This is a genomic window from Leptospira kemamanensis (genome assembly GCF_004769665.1).
GTDB classification, from domain to species: domain Bacteria; phylum Spirochaetota; class Leptospiria; order Leptospirales; family Leptospiraceae; genus Leptospira_A; species Leptospira_A kemamanensis.
In genome coordinates, this window is the sequence record NZ_RQGG01000009.1 from 96,619 (window position 1) to 115,204 (window position 18,586).

Here is an 18,586-nt window from a genome sequence, read left to right on the forward strand (position 1 = left end):
TTGTCCTTATTCCTATGACAAGAAATTGACTTCCAAATCCCTTTGACATCTTAGGTTGTCATTTCTTCCATGGATGTATGAAACGGATTTTACGTTGTTTCTTTGCCACCACCTTACTTATTTTTCTATCTATCGCTTTCACACAATGCAAACCTGCAGACTTAGAAAATTCTTGTGATGTAAAATCTGATTCCTTTTTACTCGCATCCGTTGTGCGATTCGTGACTGGGGACAAATCTCCTTCCTGTTTGCCTGCTTTTCCTATTTTTGAGGACTATGGGGTTTACGGAGGGGCATCCACCACACAAGTGCGTTCCATTTTAGCGTATCGGAATCACCTTTTGATTGGCGGTGATTTTACGAAAGTTGGTCTTGCGACAGGGAGTGTGGCCATCCTCGATAAACAAACGGGAAAAGCTGTTCCCAACCGCTTTTGTCCCTTTCTCAAAGTCAATGGAGAAACTTATTCGGCAGTCTCCGATGGTGCTGGAGGGTTTTATATTGGTGGAATTTTCACTCATGTACAAGGGTTTAAAAGGAGCCAAGTTGCTCATATTTTGCCAGGTTGCCAATTAGATCCAAATTTTAATGTTACGGAAGACTCAACTAGAACCGTTTACACATTGCATCTATTAGGTGACAATTTATATATTGGTGGAAATTTTGCAAGTTGGGGATCAAATCCACAATCAAATATCGCATCAGTCAATCGTTATACGGGAGAATTAAATACGGGATTTTACCCTGGCGCAATGAACAATTATGTTTATTCCATCGTGTCCTTTGGTAATTCTCTTTTTATCGGTGGCTCTTTCGATACCATTGGAGCCTTAAGGATTGGAATCGCAAAACTTAATGCGACAACTGGAGTTGTGGATACAAGTTTTACTGCCCAATTAAATCCAGGTGGGGTAGCAATCGATTTGAATATAGGTTCAGACCCCCAAGGTAGCCCCGTAGTATATGTCGTTGGTTCCTTTTCTACTCCTAGGAACAACGCTGCAGCCTTTTATCCAGACGGAACCCTTACACCATGGAATCCAAACCCGTCGGATCCGGTACAAGCCGTCCAACAATACGAAAATACAGTTTATTTAGGTGGCAGTTTCACAAATGTATCAGGCGCACCGATTGCAAATCACTTAGTTGGAGTTGACAATGACACTGGAAGTGCAGTTAAAAATGATTTCGATATCGACCAACCTGTCACGACTCTGCAACTCATCGGAAACCAATTGTATGCCTTAGGCCTATTTACAACAGCAAAAGGATTTTCTAGAAATTTTGCCGCCTCCTTTGACTTGCCAAGTGGGAACCTCACCGATTGGAATCCATCCTTATTAGAAACAGTGAGTAATCCAGGGGGAGCTGTGATTGCGTATGGGAACGATGTTGCCTTGGCTTTCAATAAGTACGGTGTTAATTTACAACCCAAAAAGAATTTTTTGGTCCTAGATGAAGCTTCCGGTGCTCCCATTGATGGGACTCCTGAATTTGATTATGGTATCCAAGCGATGCACCTTAAAGGGGACAAATTGATTGTGGGGGGAAGTTTTGAGAACGTGAATGGGAATCCAAGACGAAGCCTTGCTCTACTCGATTTACCGCATTACCAATTGAATGCGACCAATTTCGGAATCGTTGGCCTTTCGGCAGAAGTGAGAACCATCACCAGTGGGAATGGTCAAATTTTCTTTGGTGGTGCAGGACTTGATTCGATACAAAGCCAAACCCGAAATGGTGTTGCCTCTGTAACAGATGATAATTTTACCATTACGAATTGGTATCCCAACTTAGATACAGGTGGTGCCACTTCCTTACTTTTCCTAGACAATGCAGTTTACATTGCAGGAATATACAGTACTCTAAACAGTGATAATACCGTTCTCAATTATCGTGCCGTTGATTCGATTGCAGGCACAGCCATTTCACTCCCCTCGATCTCTAATTACCCAAATTTTGAAGTGAAAACGCAAACCCTCTATGAAGGTAAAATCTATTTAGGAGGGATTTTCACTTCGATCTCAGGGATTGGGACCTTTAATCATATTGCAATTTATGATTTAGCAACAAAATCGTATATCAATCCAAATCCCGTATATGCCAATGGATTTGTCCAAGCCTTCACTCCTTCACCAGATGGAAGGATTCTCGTTGCTGGTTCGTTTACTGGCCTTAACGGATCCACAAACAGCTCAAACCTTGCTGCTTTCCAAGCAAATACCTATGAAGTACTCAATTGGGCACCCAATCCCGATAATAGCGCTTACACAAGCCTGTATCATAATGGTAGGTGGTATGTAGGGGGAGAATTCATCCATGCGTTCAACAAACCAAATGGTGGTATCTTTAGTACAGATCTTTCGGAACCACCAAATCGTTGATAGCCGACAAGGACTGGTAACCTATTAAGATTTAACCTTTCCTTTTGGTTTCCGTTTCAATATAAACTGAATTGCTTCCTCTCCTTTTTTTGCGCCGAGTAAAGCAGTTTGGTACAATTTGGTTCGGATCGTGGTCGTGAGTTTTACCGGGAGTGGATGATCAGGAGCCACGGTGATGATTTTCACACCCTTTGGTGGTTTCACAACAATCTCACGGGCTAAATTGAAATGGAAGTGGTGGAACTTTCGCATCATCCTTCGGATGGTTCTGTGTTTTGGAAACGCGAGTAAACTGGTAAACCTTGTGAGTGGTCCGGAGATATGTCGGATTGGTGAATTCATGACCACTACAATTTCTTTATAACCTGCTTCGATGATATCTTGGATCGGCAATGGGTTGAGAATCGCAGCATCCGAATACAATTTTCCATCTAACTTATGTTTACCGCGAGTGGCGATGGGAAGAGAGGTTGCGGCTTTTAATAAATCAAAAATATTACTCGATGTGGCCTTGATGTACTCCACAGAATGAGTATGTAAATTGCTAACGGCGATGACAAAATGAGGGAGTTTTTTAGAATCTAAAGATTCGGATTCCAATCGGACTTTTTTACGAAAGATAAAATCGATGAGGTATTCTTGGTTGAGTAACGTTTTCCCTTGGAAGGGATGGAAAAAAGAAATGAGTTTTCTGCCCGACAAATCCCTGTACCAAACAGCCAAAGCTTTTTCACTTTTGATGGGTTCTGGTTTTGGCATGGATACATAATAAGCGGCCGCACAGGCACCAGATGACACACCTACCACCAAATCAAAGTAATTTGGCCGAAGGAACCGATTCCAAGCATACAAAACACCACCCGAAAAAGCACCTTTCATCCCCCCACCTTCCACAAGTAAGGCTCTTTTTGTGCCTTTCGCTTTTGGAATTTCATGAGTTCCTGTTGGTTCTATCGGTTTTTTAGCCATCTCCCTGTCAGAGTTGTCTCCCCCAGATTTCGTTGCAAAAAAGATTCAAAAAAAAAGGAAGTGGGACAATAAAATTTGCTACGAATGCAATTGATTTGTATGCTCGGGATTCGGACAATTGAAGTCACAGTAGAAGGAATTTTGGTCAAAGGAACCTTACAATGGTCGAGTAAGTCCTTTTACCAATTGGAACTCTTCGAACCTTACCTTGGCCCAATCTTTTCGTTTTCGTTTCCAAAACTCTTTCCACCCTTCCAAGAAGAAAACCTGGCAGAAATCGAACAAAATGCAAAAAGCCACCTCCGTACTTTGTTTTTTAAATGTGAGAGCTTAAAAAAGGAAATCCCTAAGTTTGAAACAGCGATCAAAGAGTTTTGGTTGGAACTCCAATCGATCCCCGTACTTTCCCCAAGTGAATGGAAAGAAAAAAATGAATTTTTAAAACAGGCCCTACGAGACGGTTACATGGACCACGACATATACGAAAAAACAATTTTTGATCTAACAACTGTCATGGAAAAAAAACAAAATGAACGTGAGAAACGTTGTGAATTGTTTTTATCTCAGTACCTTCCCGAGTTTTCTCACTTACAAAATCATTTTTCATGGATTCGTTTTTGTTATGAATTCACGGAAAAAAAACACTTACTGCTTCTTTAAAAATTCCTTTTTCTTGCCAAAGAGATACGCATGAACTTTACTTTCCAATAGATGGGAAATTTATTTCTCATCGAAATAGAATCGAACTTGGAAATTAGCTATGCGACCAATGGACCAAATCACAGGGAAAGAACAGAAAAACCATGTGATCTTACACTATCTTATGAATCAGGAAATGAAGGCCAATTGGAATGGCCAGGTGCAAACCATGACAGTTTTGCAAGAAGTACCTGGTGGAGAAGAGATCATCGTACAATGGGCAGAGGTTTGGGTACTCGGTGAAGGTTCCACCATTGTTCTTTCCAAATTACTTGCTAGATACCTAGAACTCCATTGCACCTTTGTCAAACAACTAGCACCTCATAAAATTCAACTTCGTGTTGAAAAAGTTCTCATCGCTAAAAAAGAAAGGCTCAATCCACGTTTTACCATCACGGAAGAAGGAATGGTGAATGTCACAAACATCGTCAGTTCCAAAACCATTATCGAAGCCAATATGTTCAACATTCCCACTCTGGTTCGTGTTAACTTTGAAGACTATCGCAAACGTATGATGGTTCGTTCTGGGGAAGCAGGAACGATGGATATTTTTAAATCAGGATTGGAACGTAAGTTTGATGTTGTGAAATCCACACAAAAAATCTTATTTATCAAAGATGCAACGAATCCTGAAAGTTACCGAATGGACGACGAAGGTTTTATCAACTACGAAGATGAAATTGATGATCATGTCGACAAACTCGCGTTTGCTGCTCGTGACAAAAAAATAAAATCGGAACTCATTTTACCCATTTTATACAAAAACGAATTAGAAGAAATCATACCCATTGGATATTACTTTTTACAAACAAAAGATAAATCCATCACCGAGGATGATATTAAGTTTTACCAAACACAAATTGCAGAAATGATCGAACGCATCAAAGATGCAAACCTCATGACTACGGTAGAAAAATTCCCTGTATTAGATCTCTCTGCCACTGGTCTCAGATTACGTGTCTCAAATAGCAGTTTAATCGAAACACTTCCCAAACAAAAAGGGATTTTATTAGAACTTGTTTTTAAACTCCAAACACCATTTCGATTTTTTGGAAAAATTGCATGGGCTCACAAAGAAGAGTCCGGTGATTTGCTCGTGGGAATCGAATTTTCTGGCAAACGAACCTATGCCGAAAAAGTTCGTTTTGAAGAAAACATCGAAATCATCAAAAACAACGGAAGAACTGCCGCGTAAACTTCTAACGAATTTCTAATTTGATTGTTTTTGTGAATTTGGGAATTTCATATACACAAATATAGTATAACATCTTTAAGTCGATGTAATCATAAGCGCGAGCCAAATCCTTTTGCCACATTGTATCCATTTTTTCCCAAGGAAGGTTTGGATACTTTTGTTTTTCCGAATTGGGAATTTTGAGAGATTCGGTTTGGATGGTTTTTAACATTTCTTCTGCAAAAAAACTATCGTGTTCCCCTTCCACAAATTCTTGGATTTGATTTCTGAGCAGGAAAGACTCCAATTCCTTACAGTAAAAGATAAGTTCGTGAAACATGAGTTCAGGATAAATTTCACGGGCCAATCGGCTAGTTTTTTTCATTGGCAAACGGATCACTCTTCCTTATGCTTTCGAATAGTATGAAGGCTAACCTCTCCCGTATTCTTTTTGTTTTCTGTTTGATTTCGTTTCCGCTTGTTTCCGCTGAAAAAGATTTCCAAATCATTGACCTTGTCGTCGGCAAAGGAGACGAAGCGTTTTCTGGATCGTACGTCACCGTTCACTACGTGGGAAAACTCAAAAACGGGACCAAATTTGATAGTTCCCGCGATCGTAACCGTCCCTTCGAATTCAATTTGGGTGCTGGCGAAGTCGTAAAAGGTTGGGACAAAGGAGTCAAAGGCATGCGTGTGGGTGGCAAACGAAAACTCATCATCCCACCTGAACTTGGGTATGGTAGTAAACAAGTGGGGAATATCCCTCCCAATTCCACCCTCATCTTTGAAGTAGAGTTATTAAAAATTTATTAACGAACAGTTTGCACGATCTTGCATATAAGGAATTTCACATGGGGGAAATTCCTTGACAATTTCTAGAATCATTCAATCCTGAATCCCTTATGGAAAGGAAACAAATTCTAGCGACCACATCACTTCTCGTACTCTTCGTACTATCACTAACCAATTGTAAAACCAAATCCGATAATGACGAAGAAACCTTACTCTTGTTAGCGGCTGCTAGTCTTCGCACCTGCGCTAATTCCGCATTTACAGGTACAACCGTTGTGAACTCCACAGCTACTTTGGATACCAATACAGACTGTATCACAGGGATGACATCCTCCATGTCTTCTGACCTCCCAGCTTGGATCCGCAATAATTTTAAATGTTCCGTTGGTAGTGTTTCCGGAAGTAATTATGTGTTCCGAGCCCAAAATATACCGAATAACAAAAGTTATTATTTTGGGTCATCGTCCCCTATGTATGAATCCTTAGCCGCAGGACAAAAATCTGCAGGGAATAACCAAATCCAATCCCAGTGTTTGGTGTATACCATCCCAAGCAGCCCAGCAGCTAAGTCTGGAACAAAGGTGGGAACCCAAAGTGGCTATGTTTCTGTAGGAATCACTGTCAACGGTCTTGCGATCTTTAATAATGCTGCTGCAGCTCCAGATACTCTTGCTGCAGAACAACAGACATTTGATAAATACAACGGCCACCCTCAATCTTCAGGAGTGTATCATCATCATGCAAGACCATTGAATGTCGATGCTTCAAATGCATCTGCCTTATTAGGTATGTTAATTGATGGTTTTGCTGTCTATGGAAGTGATTGTAAAGATGCATCTAACAATACAACAACTCCTACAATAGCTAATGGTGACCTCGACGCCAATCATGGTCATACGACAACTACTCAACATTTTGCAACACTAACCTACCATTACCATTATTCGCAAGACCCAACTGCCACCATACCAACCTTAATTGGCTCTTTTTTCCATGGCACACCAGGAACGGTTTCCAACTAACCATCCGTTGACGAAACTTCTCTCTTATTGTTCCCTTTTTTTCCTCCTCTTTTGTTTGTCTTGTGGCAAACAAAGGGTGGAAGCCGGAAACAAGGACTTATCCGAAGACCCTAACCATTTTCTGTTGTACCAAGGAAAACCGTTTACGGGGATATTTGTAAGGGAAAATCCCATCTTATCAGAAACCTATGAAACGGAATATTACAAAGGTGTACCTCACGGGAGTTATACGGTAAAAACATTTTCTGGAATCCTTTTGGAAGAACGAAATATCCGTTATGGGCAAAAACAGGGAAAACAAATCGCGTATTTTCCATCAGGTGCCATCAGACAAACTTCCGAATATGAAATGGGAATCCCTGTAGGGGAACATATCGAATACTTTGACAATGGTCAGATGGCCAGTTACCAAACTTTTTTTGCATCGGGAAAACCAAAAGTCGCAAAGAAGTGGAACAATCGTGGCCAAATTTATTTGAACCATGTCTTTTTGGAATCGGGAGAAAGTTTTGGAAGGCCAGGCAGTAAACTCTGCGAACCCGTGCCCGAAGAGGACTCGAATCAAACCAAAACCACCGATCCCAAGGAAACCACCAAACTTTGATTTGTCGATGTTGAGAATCAGACTTTAGAATTTAAATCCCATTCTTTTAAAAACCATGTATCCATTCCAACATAGAAAAATTCACTCCCTTTCCCTCATCCTCCTAGGTTTGTTATTCTCTTTCCATTGTTCGAAGGCAGATACCACTCCCGAGACCAATGCCCTTCCCTATTTTTTAGGAAAGGATTTTGATCCCGTTTGGCCGAAAGACCCCAGTGTCCTTTCTGAATTGAAACAAATTCCAGTGGATTTCCAACTCACAAACCAATTGGGAAATCAAGTTTCCCTGAAAGGGAATTCATCTAATCCAAGTTTGGTTGTCTTTTTTTATGCCACATGTCGTGGGATTTGTCCCCTCATCACCAAAAACATAATTCAAATCCAACCCAATTTGGCGGAGTTTTCAAACTTAGAGATCCATTCCATCTCCATCAATCCCAAAGAAGATACACCCACCGTTCTTTCTAAGTACCGCACTCTTTATAAAATCCAAAATCCAAACTGGAATTTTTATACAGGGAACCTTAAGGTAATCGAGAGTTTTGCGAAAACTACCTGCGGTGCGGAAGTCGAAGGATTTTCCGTCGAAAAAAACAAATATGAATTTGTGCATACGGAAAATATCTTTTTGTTTGATGAAAAACAATACTTACGTGGGATTTATCGTGCCAAAGGAACTGGCGACATACAAAGGTTAGTGGCCGACCTTAGGATCCTCACCAAAAAATAAGTTTGGATTTGTTTCCTAAGGGGAAAATAGAAAAAGAATCGAAGATTCCTGGAATCTTAATTTTTGATTTTATACCCAGTGCGAAAGATAAGCCATGTGACAAAGAGACAAACAGAGAGGAATACGAGGATCATCGTAATACTCACAGACAAAGCTACATCCGCACGTTCAAAAAAGCTATACCGAAACCCACTCACCAAATACAAAACGGGGTTAAACATACTGATTTTTTGCCAAAAACTGGGCAACATTTGGATCGAATAAAAACTCCCACCGAGAAACACAAGGGGAGTGATGACTAACATCGGAATCATTTGTAGTTTTTCAAAACTATCTGCCCAAATCCCAATCACAAATCCAAACAAACTAAAACTAATGCAGGTTAGTAGGAGAAAAAATACCATAAGGAAAGGATGGTCAATGCGTATGGGCACAAAAAAAGACGCAGTGATGAGCATGAGTATCCCGAGCATCAGTGATTTGGTGGCCGCAGCCCCCACATAGCCAATCACCACTTCCCACATGGTCACAGGTGCCGAAAGGATTTCGTAAATGGTTCCATTGAATTTGGGAAAATAAATTCCAAACGAAGCATTGGAGATACTTTCTGTGAGAAGTGACAACATCACAAGCCCTGGCACAATGAAACTTCCATAATGGATCCCATCTATCTCTTGGATCCGAGATCCAATGGCCGAACCAAAAACGATGAAGTACAAAGAAGTGGAAAGTACAGGAGAGGCAATACTTTGTAATAGGGTACGAAATGTACGGGCCATTTCAAATTGGTAAATTGCTCGGATGGCATGGAAATTCATACGGACTCCTGTAATAACTGAACAAAAATTTCTTCTAAACTACTTTGTTTTGTACTCAAATCACTGAATTGGATTTTTTCTTTTTTGAGATCATCCAAAAGTTTGGTGATCACACTGCTATCATCAGATCGGTCGTATGTAAACACAAGAGCCGTATTGTTATCCGCAAGTTCCAATGTGTATTTGGAAAGAGACTTCGGTAGTGATTTTAAACTTTTTTTCAATTCAATCCGCAATTGTTTGGTTCCCAATTGTTTCATGAGTTTGTCTTTATTTTCAGTAAGGAAAATTTCACCTTTACGGATCACAGAAATTCGATCTGCAATTAATTCGGCTTCTTCGATGTAGTGAGTGGTTAAAATGATCGTCACACCATTTTTACGAAGGGATTCCACGATTTTCCACATATCCTTACGGAGTTCCACATCCACACCGGCACTTGGTTCATCCAAAAACAAAATTTTTGGTTCGTGTGACAAGGCTTTGGCAATTAAAACTCGTCGTTTCATCCCACCAGATAAAGTCATGATCCTTTGGTCTTTTTTATCCCAAAGGGAAAGAGATTTTAAAACTTCTTCGATGTATTTGGGATTGGCAGGTTTTCCATACAACCCCCGAGTAAAACTCACACTTGCCCAAACTGTTTCAAAAGCGTGGACGCTTAGCTCTTGTGGAACAAGTCCAATGAGAGATCTTGTTTTTTTAAACTCATCAATGATATCATATCCATCCACCTTCACCTCACCGGCACTAGGTGACACGATTCCACAGATCAAATTGATTAAAGTGGTTTTCCCAGCACCATTCGGTCCAAGAAGGGCATGGATTTCACCCTCACCCACTTCCCAATTCACTGATTTGAGTGCTTGGAAACCATTGTCATAGGACTTGGAAACTTGTTTTACGGTTAGGATTGGTTTCAAACGGTTTCATCCTTCCAGCCAATGTCACTGAGGAAGTCGTCATAACCACCATCATAGACAAAAACTCGGTCATCATCGAATACAATGAGTTTTGTGGCCACAGCGCGCAAGTGCATTTCGTTGTGGGTGACCATGATCACAGATCCATCGAAATTATCAATTGCTTCAATCAGGGAGTCACAGGATTGCATGTCCAAGTGGTTTGTGGGCTCATCTAAGTAAAGTAAGTGGCAAGGGGTCACAAGAATTTTCCCCAGTAACACACGGCTTTTTTCTCCCCCGGAAAGCACTTTGATTCTTTTTAAGGCAAGGTCTTCCGAGAACATCAAACCACCGGCTATATTACGAGCTTTCCCTTCCGAACAGTTCGGGTCGGCACTCATAATTTCTTGCACCACCGTATTACTTTCGTTCATGTTGAGTTTGTTCGTTTGTCCGAAGTATCCTTCTTTTAAAATAGGATGTTTTTTCACTCCGCCAGTAACGGGTGTGAGTTCCCCTGCAATCAATTTGAGAAGGGTTGATTTTCCTTTTCCGTTTTTTCCGATGATACAAATCCGATCTTCTGGTCCTACGCTGATGGAAAAATTTTCAAACAGATAAGGAGCTTTTCCATCATAGGAAAAAGAGACATCTTCTACGCTTAACATTTGATTGGCGGAGAAAGGGGCACTATTGAAGTACAATTCCATATCTTCAATGGTATCAAGTGCCTTCATCTCTCCTTGTTTTTCTAATTTTTTCACCCGTGATTGTGTTCGGCTCGCAAAACTCGCTTTTGCTTTAAACTTGGCTATGAACATTTCTTCTTGTTTGCGTTTTTTGGCTTCGTTCAAACGAGTTTTTTCGTAAATCTCTTCGGCTTGGTTGATTTGTGTGTATAATTTTTCTGTGTCACCTTGCACTTTGATTGCTTTTGTGCGGTGAATGGCAACGGTATGAGTCACAACACTGTCCATAAAACTTCTATCATGTGTGATGAGGATGATCTCTCCTTCCCACTCGCGAAGAAACTCCTCTAACCAACGTATGGTGACAATGTCTAAGTAGTTGTTTGGCTCATCTAAGATCAACATATCCGGTGCGGAAACTAAAAGTTTCGCTAAGTTCATTCGGATTTGGTATCCACCCGAAAATTCCTCTGGGCTACGTTCCATGTCTTTTTCGGAAAACCCAAGTCCAAATAAAATGCGTTCCACCTTCCAAGTTTCGTACTCATCCCCTTCAGGAAGGCCAAGTGCACATTCTTCGAGTACGGTTGGTTTGGTGAAGACCAAATGTTGTTCTAAGTGGCCAATGCGATATCCTTTGGGGATGGTGATGTTCCCAGAATCGGGTTCCGTTTTTCCTTGGATGATTTGGACAAGAGTTGATTTCCCATGCCCGTTACGCCCCACAAGGCCCACCCTTTCCCCGCGGTTGACGCTGAATTGTAAGTCATCAAATAAAACGTTGCCATTGAATTGTTTGTTTAAGCCAGAGATTTTGATCATATCATTTCCGAAAGGTGAGTCGAGATAAAACCAAGATGCCTAGAGGTTCCGAGAGGACGAGTAGAAAGAAATGGAATCAAATGGGTTTTTTATGGTTTTCATGCAAAATTTCTGACATAATTGCAAACAAAGAAACGAAGGAAAATTATGAACTTTTTTAGACCCCTGATGAGGCCGAAACTGTACTGTGCGAACTTTCCTTTTGTATCTACTAGGAGGCATCTGTATCCTTTGGGGGACAAAAACCCATTCCAATGGAAATTTACAGGTGGCCTTTGGTGCGGAAGAAAATTACCTACTGGTTCGTTCTCTTGATTCCAGCATCATCCATTTGGGTGATGCCAATGAAAAATTAGAATACCGTAATATCATCGATGAATACTTGCGATTCAAAAGCCTTCATATCCAAGGGAAATATGGAGATGCTTACCTAGCTGTTCGCTCTACCCAATACCAACTCATCCAACTCTATGACAAAATCCTCACCAAAAACATAACACTAGTTCGTAGTGAACTTGAGTTACTCGGTCGCAAATCAAGAGACAAAGAAAAAACGCAAACGAAAGCGTTTATTCGATTGGCACTCAGGGACGTGAGCGAAGCAGAACAAAAATTGGTGATGGCAAGGAACATACGTCCTTATTTATATCTTTTGAAACTCAGAGAAATGTTATTTGCGTTAAAAATTCTCAAACACGCTGGCAAGTTTGTGATTTTTTTGAATTTATTACACGATGGACAGTATATGGATTCGATTGAGTTTTATGATTTTAATACGATAGAATCAGAACTCATCCGAGGGTTTGGGCCAAACTCCAAATACCTTGCCTTCCATTATGACAACGCATTTTTGCCGTATGGTGAAGAGAGTATCTACGAAGACAAAATGACCAATTTCAAAACCCAAACCATCAACCAAACGGAAACATTGAAATAATAAACAGATAACGGTCAAATCAAATTCCGATACTAATCGAATCACGAACCAATTTCATACAAACCAAAGTCACAAAATAAATTTTGTTATCACTTCACTTTGTTTCAGATGATTTTAATTGGATGTGATCCCTTCCTCGATTTGCTTTTTCTTTTGCTTCCTCGATTGTTTTGCCTAGTGCTAAGCTAACACCCATTCGACGTTTTCCTATTACTTCTGGTTTTCCAAATATTCGGATATCAACACCAGGGATAGACAAAGATTCTTTTAACCCAGAATATACTGGTGACTTTGTATTCCCTTCTAAAAGAATCGCAGAACTGGCAGCAGGTGTTTGGAAGATGAGTTCTGGGATCGGAAGACCAAGTAATGCTTTCACATGGAGGGAAAACTCAGACACATTTTGTGAGATGAGAGTCACAAGACCTGTATCATGTGGCCTAGGAGATACTTCACTAAAGTACACTTCGTCCCCTTTTACAAATAGTTCCACACCGAAGATACCAAACCCTCCTAACCCTGTTGTTACCTTCTCTGCAATTTCTTTTGCCGATTGTAAAGCCACTTCAGACATAGGTTGCGGCATCCAAGACTCCACATAATCCCCGTTCACCTGTCTATGTCCAATGGGAGGTAAAAAACTAGTGCCGCCGATGTGACGGATCGTGAGTAATGTAATTTCAAAATCAAAAGGAATGAATTCTTCGATGATCATTTTCCCTTTGCCCGTGCGGCCTCCCGTTTGCCCGTAGTCCCAAGCTTTTTGAATGTCTGATTCGGTTTTGATCAAACTCTGGCCTTTCCCAGAAGAACTCATGATGGGTTTCACAACACAAGGAAACCCAATACTAAAAACGGCTTTTGTGAAATCTTCAAGGCTGTCTGCAAAAAGAAAATTAGAAGTTTTGAGACCCAATTCCTTTGCCACAAAGTTACGAATGCCTTCGCGGTTCATGGTGAGGTTCACTGCTTTGGCACTGGGAATGATTTTAAAACCATCCGCTTCTAAGCGAACCAAAGTTTCTGTATGGATGGCTTCAATTTCAGGAACGACAAAATCAGGTTTTAACTCGCGTATGGTGGCCTCGAGTTCCTTTGGATCGAGCATGTTGATGACACGAAATTCTTGTGCCACTAGCATTGCCGGTGCATTCGGATAACGATCCACAGCAATGACATGAACACCTAATCGATTGGCTTCAATTGCCACCTCTTTTCCTAATTCTCCTGAACCAAGAAGAAGGAGTTTTGTCGCTTGTTTCGTAAAAGGTGTTCCAATCATAATCGTAAAGATTTCGCCACCCAGTTGTACGACAAGAACGAATCGTTACATCAAATAACGTTTTCCCAGGTTGTCTCTTTGGTAGACATTGGCACCCATTCGAATCAGTAAGTCAGACAATTCCCCAAGCCCATCGAAACTATTGGCAATGTGTAAGGGAGTGACACCGTTCGGATCTGCCGCATTCGGATTGGCACCAGCATAGAGTAATACTTCCACAGCTTCCATGTTCCCAGCTTCGGTAGCTTTATGAATGGGATACAAACCCATGTTATCTGGATCATCAGGATTCAGACCAATGGCAAGCAAACGTTTTAAAAAATAGATATCAGAAACTTCGACAACAGCAAGACCAAGTAATAAGGCTGATTCTGTTAAACAGATTTTTTTAAGTTCCAAATCAGAAAGTAACAAATCAAAACTATCTTTGTCACCCCTGGTGATAGCGGAACACAATGTACGAAGTCTGATATTTGATTTAGATTTCCCTACGAAATCGATTATGTTTTGGATCATACCCATATCCTATCACTCCTCCCCCGGTCCGTGCTTGTAAAAATGAGACATTTTTTCGTATTCTGCAAACCAATCTTTCGGAATACTTCCTGAATTTCGTTTAAAGTCGTTTGAAAAATGCGACTGATCTGTGTATTCAAAATTGTGAGCAAGGTCCGTCAGGCGTAAATTTGGATTTGTGGTTTGGTAATGTTCAGGATTGCGAACAAGGGACAACACACGATGCACAGAACGGTATTCGGAAGGGTTCAGGCCCACCACTTCTTGGAATTTTCGTTCTAATTGTTTGCGAGTGATCCCCAGTTTTTTTGCAAGTGGGTTGATACTGGTTTTGGGATTCGTTAGTTCCAATAAAGCAAATCGAAGATAGGCGGGAATATCTGTCGATTTTCCAGGATAGGACCGTAAATACTCTGTTAAGGCTTCGACGATTTTTTCTTCCACCACCGATGTTTTTTCCCCATTGGAGTTTTGTAAGATAGAAACCAAACGTTCGTTTGTTGGCATTTCGGGAAATTGATTTTTTAATACTGATCCTTGTTTGGAAAACAAAGTATACAAACCCGCTACATAAAAACGAATCGAAACTAAATGCAAAGGAGATTCAGAGAGAACACGCCACCTCCTTGTTTGGGGACCAACCAAATGAGATTTGGGTAAACGAAATCTCTCCCCAGATTCTGTTTCCACAATAGGTGGTTCACCAAAATGAAAAACCATCTCACACTCGTAAGATGGTATGATCCATGGTAGTTCGTTTGCATTCACCTCCCTCCAAATCCAAAACTCTTTGACAAAGGATTCGAATTCGGAAGGAGGTTTTAAAAACAAAATGTCCACAAATTAGTTCCTAGTGTTTCTCTCTAAAGTTTTTTATTTCCATCGGCTCATCCGAAGAGCATTGAAGACAACAGACACCGAACTGAATGCCATCGCTGCACCACTGACCCATGGAGCAAGGAGTCCAGATGCGGCAATCGGGATCCCAAGTAAATTGTAACCCAATGCCCAACCAAAATTTTGGCGGATATTGAGAACGGTATCTTTTCCAATTCGAATCAGATCCACAATCCTTTGGATGTCCCCATTCACAAGTACGACATCCGCCGTATTAATGGCAATGTCTGATCCCGTTCCCATCGCAATACCGACATCAGCAGAAGCGAGAGCAGGAGCATCATTGATCCCATCTCCTACCATGGCACTATGCACATTCGCCACCTTCAATTGTTTCATGATCTTTGCTTTTTCTTCTGGTAACAAACTGGAATATACAGAAGTAATTCCCACTAATTTAGCGACTTTGTTTGCAGCAATCGGATTGTCTCCTGTAAGAAGAATGGGTTCCACTCCGATGGATCGTAAGTCAGTGATCGCTTGTTTTGCTGTATCACGAATTTGGTCTTCGATACGAAAGACCATCATCCCTTCCAAATTCCCTCGAATCCCAACAAACACTAAACTCACACCTTCCTTGGTCCATTCCACTACGCCACTTTGAATTGCTTCTGGAATCACAAAACCTTTTTCTTCCACAAACGTTTGTTTGCCGGCAAAGTAAATAATTCCTTCCAACTCTGTTTGGATACCACCACCAGGAGAGGTAATGGTTTTCACTATCTCTGAATCAACGGATTTATAGTTTTTCTCTTTTCCAAAGGCCAAAATGGCTTTTGCCAAAGGGTGATCTGATGTTTCTTCCATCGCGAGCACATGACCAAATACTAAGGATTTTTGATCTTCCGAAATCCCTGCTGCTAAAACACCTGTTACCTTAGGTTTTCCTTCCGTTAACGTACCTGTTTTATCAAAGAATATCGTTTTGATTTTCGATACCGATTCCAAGGCTTCTGCACTTCGAAAGAGCACTCCTCGTTTGGCAGCCCTTCCCGTTCCCACTAACAGTGAAATCGGTGTGGCAAGACCAAGTGCACAAGGACAAGCAATCACAAGGATCGCAATACTTGTTTCAATGGCAGTTGTGATCTCTCCAGGTGCCAACAGAAAATACCAAACTAAAAAGTCTAGGACGCTTATCGCAATCACTACAGGAACAAAATATGCAGAAATTTGATCTGCAATTCTTTGGATAGGAGCCTTTGTTCCAAGAGATTCTTCCACCGATTTGATGATATGGGATAAGGTGGTATCGTTTCCCACCTTCATGGCTTTGACTACTAGGGAGCCGTTTCCATTTACGGTTCCACCAAGAATCAAATCGCCTTGTTTTTTTTCCACTGGCATACTTTCACCAGTTAACATCGATTCATCGGCAAAACTCTCCCCTTCCTCTACAATCCCGTCCATTGGGAATCGTTCCAGAGCTTTCACGAGAACCAAATCACCTTGTTTTAAGTATTCATTGGGTACTTCTGTCCAGACTCCATTTGATTTCACTGTGGCAGTTTCTGGACGAAGAGTGAGAAGTGCTTTGATACCATCACTACTTTTTCCTTTTGCCATATGTTCAATCCACTTGCCACCTAAGATAAAGGTGATAAGTACTGCCGAAGTTTCAAAATATAAATCTTTTCCAAAGATACTATATCCATAAGCAGCTGTAGTTCCAATCACCACGAGAACATCCATATTGGCTGTTCCATTTCGTAAGGCACGATACGCAGATTGATAAAAAGGAAATCCTATCAAAAATTGAACAGGAGTTGCAAGAATCATCTGCACCCATCGATCCATCAGAATATGTGGCATGGGAAGAAAGGATAAAAATTGAAAATGTGTCACCATTCCATAAAACAAAGGAAGAGAAAACAAAAGAGATAATATAAAGCGAATTTTTAAAACTCGAATGTGATCTTTCTGTTTTTTCTCAGTTTCCGATTGTTTGTTTGGATCATGTTCCGTTGCTTGGTAACCAAGAGACTCGACTGTTTTCACAAGTGAATCTACAGTTACAACTTCGTCTGTTCGAAGGAAAACAGACTCTCGAGCAAAATTAACCCTTACGTCCGTTACTCCAGATAACTTGGAAAGGCCCTTCTCAATGCGAAGGGCACAATTGGCACAAGTCATTCCAAAAAGGTCTAACGTATGTTCTGTGGTTTTATTTGACGTTTCCAAGGGTATATCCATCCTCACTCAAACGGTTTCGAAGTGTTTCCAATTCTTCTTCCGTTAGAGTTTCGTTCACCGAAACCATTTCATAATCAACATCGGCAGTTGCTTTTTTACCATTTTCTGCAAAAATTTTTTCTACAGTCATTTTACAATGATTACAAGTCATTCCTTCTATTTCATAATTAACCATGGTGATGCTCCTTCTTCTCTTCTTTCATTTCGTTTAATGGCAGTTTGTATTTTACTTCTGCCCCTTTTTGCCCTTTCCAAACAGGAGATAGATGTAACTCTCCTTCTGTTAGTGAGACCCCTTTAGGTAACTCACAGTAAAAATGATCTGGATGACCAGAACACTTCAGTCTGACTTCTTTGCCGCCATTCACTATGGTAGCACTGATATTCGAATTTTTGGAAGTCGGATTTTCAAAATTAATATCCAAAAGATATACTTTAAATCCGAGATTTTGGTAAGCCAAAACTTCTGTGTGAAAGGCACCCGGCATTCGGATGACCCCACCATTGGGCCCAGGTTTATGTTCTCCATGCGCAGAAATGGGTTGGATCACTAGAAACGCTGAAAAAACAGCGATTTGTATTAGATTTTTCATTGTTTTATGTTAACTCCTTTGTTATCATGAATCCCAGTGTAAACCTTCCAATCATTGGAAGGTCAATAGGCGATTTCATTTTTTTTACGTTTTTTTACATTTTTTTTGAAAAATTTGGGGAACTTAATTATGAATATTGGAGAACTTTCGAAGTCTTCTGGAGTCGGAGCAAAACTCATTCGTCATTATGAAAGTATCGGTCTCATTCCAGAAACTAGACGCAATGATAATGGGTATCGAATGTATTCAGATGATGACGTACACTATGTACGATTTATCAAACGCTCCAGAGAACTTGGTTTTTCCTTAGAAGACATCAAAAGTTTACTTGGACTTTGGAAAAACAAATCCAGAAGTAGCAAACAAGTGAAACAACTGGCCGAAAAACACTTAGAAGAACTCAATTTAAAATTAAAACAAATCAAAGATATGGCAGATACCTTAAAACATCTGGTCCACAATTGTCATGGTGACCATAGACCCGACTGTCCTATTTTAAAAAATTTAGAAAGGATTTAGAAAAAATTCCGCAACAGAAAACTGGATCCGAGATACAACTA

At 40.6% G+C, this 18,586-nt stretch carries 20 protein-coding genes; 9 read left to right on the forward strand and 11 right to left on the reverse strand.

The genetic code is table 11. The annotated features are described in order from the left end of the window. Positions 1–77 precede the first annotated feature (77 nt). Complete coding sequence (locus EHQ59_RS03115; protein ID WP_135617684.1) at positions 78–2,384, forward strand: hypothetical protein; 2,307 nt, start codon at positions 78–80, stop codon at positions 2,382–2,384. 24 nt (positions 2,385–2,408) lie between these two features. On the opposite strand, the gene EHQ59_RS03120 is transcribed toward EHQ59_RS03115, so the two are convergent. Continuing rightward, complete coding sequence (locus EHQ59_RS03120; protein WP_135617685.1) at positions 2,409–3,353, reverse strand: patatin-like phospholipase family protein; 945 nt, start codon at positions 3,351–3,353, stop codon at positions 2,409–2,411. A 99-nt stretch (positions 3,354–3,452) separates the two neighbouring features. On the opposite strand from EHQ59_RS03120, the gene EHQ59_RS03125 reads away from it, so the two are divergent. Both EHQ59_RS03125 and EHQ59_RS03130 read left to right on the forward strand, forming a co-directional pair. Next, entirely contained in the window at positions 3,453–4,013 is a 561-nt protein-coding gene (locus EHQ59_RS03125) for a hypothetical protein (protein ID WP_135617686.1), read from the forward strand. Positions 4,014–4,113: 100 nt separating this feature from the next. Then, a complete protein-coding gene (locus EHQ59_RS03130; protein ID WP_135617687.1) occupies positions 4,114–5,247 on the forward strand; it encodes a DUF1577 domain-containing protein in 1,134 nt (377 codons plus the stop codon). A 4-nt stretch (positions 5,248–5,251) separates the two neighbouring features. Here EHQ59_RS03130 and EHQ59_RS03135 read toward each other — a convergent pair whose 3' ends face one another. After that, positions 5,252–5,566, reverse strand: a complete 315-nt coding sequence (locus EHQ59_RS03135; RefSeq protein WP_135617745.1) for a HepT-like ribonuclease domain-containing protein — start codon at positions 5,564–5,566, stop codon at positions 5,252–5,254. An 83-nt stretch (positions 5,567–5,649) separates the two neighbouring features. On the opposite strand from EHQ59_RS03135, the gene EHQ59_RS03140 reads away from it, so the two are divergent. The 4 genes from EHQ59_RS03140 (at position 5,650) to EHQ59_RS03155 (ending at position 8,374) form a co-directional block, all read left to right on the forward strand. Beyond that, on the forward strand, positions 5,650–6,039 hold the full coding sequence (locus EHQ59_RS03140; protein WP_135617688.1) for an FKBP-type peptidyl-prolyl cis-trans isomerase: 390 nt from the start codon (positions 5,650–5,652) through the stop codon (positions 6,037–6,039). Between the two features lie 104 nt (positions 6,040–6,143). Continuing rightward, entirely contained in the window at positions 6,144–7,040 is an 897-nt protein-coding gene (locus EHQ59_RS03145; protein WP_425270111.1) for a YHYH protein, read from the forward strand. 7 nt (positions 7,041–7,047) lie between these two features. Continuing rightward, positions 7,048–7,644, forward strand: a complete 597-nt coding sequence (locus EHQ59_RS03150) for a toxin-antitoxin system YwqK family antitoxin (protein WP_135617690.1) — start codon at positions 7,048–7,050, stop codon at positions 7,642–7,644. Positions 7,645–7,699: 55 nt separating this feature from the next. Continuing rightward, positions 7,700–8,374 (forward strand): SCO family protein, encoded by a 675-nt coding sequence (locus EHQ59_RS03155; protein ID WP_135617691.1) that lies wholly within the window; start codon positions 7,700–7,702, stop codon positions 8,372–8,374. A 56-nt stretch (positions 8,375–8,430) separates the two neighbouring features. Here EHQ59_RS03155 and EHQ59_RS03160 read toward each other — a convergent pair whose 3' ends face one another. The 3 genes from EHQ59_RS03160 to EHQ59_RS03170 are packed head-to-tail and all read right to left on the reverse strand — an operon-like array spanning position 8,431 to position 11,608. After that, a complete protein-coding gene (locus tag EHQ59_RS03160; RefSeq protein ID WP_135617692.1) occupies positions 8,431–9,192 on the reverse strand; it encodes an ABC transporter permease in 762 nt (253 codons plus the stop codon). Then, positions 9,189–10,115 (reverse strand): ABC transporter ATP-binding protein, encoded by a 927-nt coding sequence (locus EHQ59_RS03165; protein WP_135617693.1) that lies wholly within the window; start codon positions 10,113–10,115, stop codon positions 9,189–9,191. Before EHQ59_RS03165 ends, EHQ59_RS03160 begins: the two co-directional genes overlap by 4 nt. Further along, entirely contained in the window at positions 10,112–11,608 is a 1,497-nt protein-coding gene (locus tag EHQ59_RS03170) for an ABC-F family ATP-binding cassette domain-containing protein (RefSeq protein WP_135617694.1), read from the reverse strand. The genes EHQ59_RS03165 and EHQ59_RS03170 overlap by 4 nt, the downstream gene beginning before the upstream one ends. A 187-nt stretch (positions 11,609–11,795) precedes the next feature. Between EHQ59_RS03170 and EHQ59_RS03175 the strand changes: the two genes are divergently transcribed. Then, on the forward strand, positions 11,796–12,545 hold the full coding sequence (locus EHQ59_RS03175; RefSeq protein WP_135617695.1) for an adhesin OmpL37 family surface protein: 750 nt from the start codon (positions 11,796–11,798) through the stop codon (positions 12,543–12,545). 94 nt (positions 12,546–12,639) lie between these two features. On the opposite strand, the gene purT is transcribed toward EHQ59_RS03175, so the two are convergent. Genes purT through EHQ59_RS03205 form a run of 6 tightly spaced genes read right to left on the reverse strand, consistent with a single transcriptional unit; the run spans position 12,640 to position 18,026 of the window. Beyond that, positions 12,640–13,827 (reverse strand): formate-dependent phosphoribosylglycinamide formyltransferase, encoded by a 1,188-nt coding sequence (gene purT, locus EHQ59_RS03180; protein ID WP_135617696.1) that lies wholly within the window; start codon positions 13,825–13,827, stop codon positions 12,640–12,642. 45 nt (positions 13,828–13,872) lie between these two features. Continuing rightward, positions 13,873–14,343: an ankyrin repeat domain-containing protein gene (locus EHQ59_RS03185; protein ID WP_135617697.1), complete on the reverse strand. Its 471-nt coding sequence runs from the start codon at positions 14,341–14,343 to the stop codon at positions 13,873–13,875. Between the two features lie 12 nt (positions 14,344–14,355). Then, complete coding sequence (locus EHQ59_RS03190) at positions 14,356–15,183, reverse strand: helix-turn-helix domain-containing protein (protein ID WP_135617698.1); 828 nt, start codon at positions 15,181–15,183, stop codon at positions 14,356–14,358. A 33-nt stretch (positions 15,184–15,216) separates the two neighbouring features. Beyond that, the gene (locus EHQ59_RS03195) at positions 15,217–17,421 is read right to left on the reverse strand and encodes a heavy metal translocating P-type ATPase (protein ID WP_135617699.1); all 2,205 of its coding nucleotides are present in this window, start codon (positions 17,419–17,421) and stop codon (positions 15,217–15,219) included. Then, positions 17,405–17,608 carry a heavy-metal-associated domain-containing protein gene (locus EHQ59_RS03200; protein ID WP_135617700.1) on the reverse strand — a complete coding sequence of 68 codons (204 nt, stop codon included), beginning with the start codon at positions 17,606–17,608 and terminating at the stop codon, positions 17,405–17,407. Before EHQ59_RS03200 ends, EHQ59_RS03195 begins: the two co-directional genes overlap by 17 nt. Next, the gene (locus EHQ59_RS03205; protein ID WP_135617701.1) at positions 17,601–18,026 is read right to left on the reverse strand and encodes a hypothetical protein; all 426 of its coding nucleotides are present in this window, start codon (positions 18,024–18,026) and stop codon (positions 17,601–17,603) included. The genes EHQ59_RS03200 and EHQ59_RS03205 overlap by 8 nt, the downstream gene beginning before the upstream one ends. Positions 18,027–18,155: 129 nt before the next feature. Between EHQ59_RS03205 and cueR the strand changes: the two genes are divergently transcribed. Further along, entirely contained in the window at positions 18,156–18,545 is a 390-nt protein-coding gene (gene cueR / locus EHQ59_RS03210) for a Cu(I)-responsive transcriptional regulator (RefSeq protein ID WP_135617702.1), read from the forward strand. The last annotated feature ends 41 nt before the right edge of the window (positions 18,546–18,586 follow it).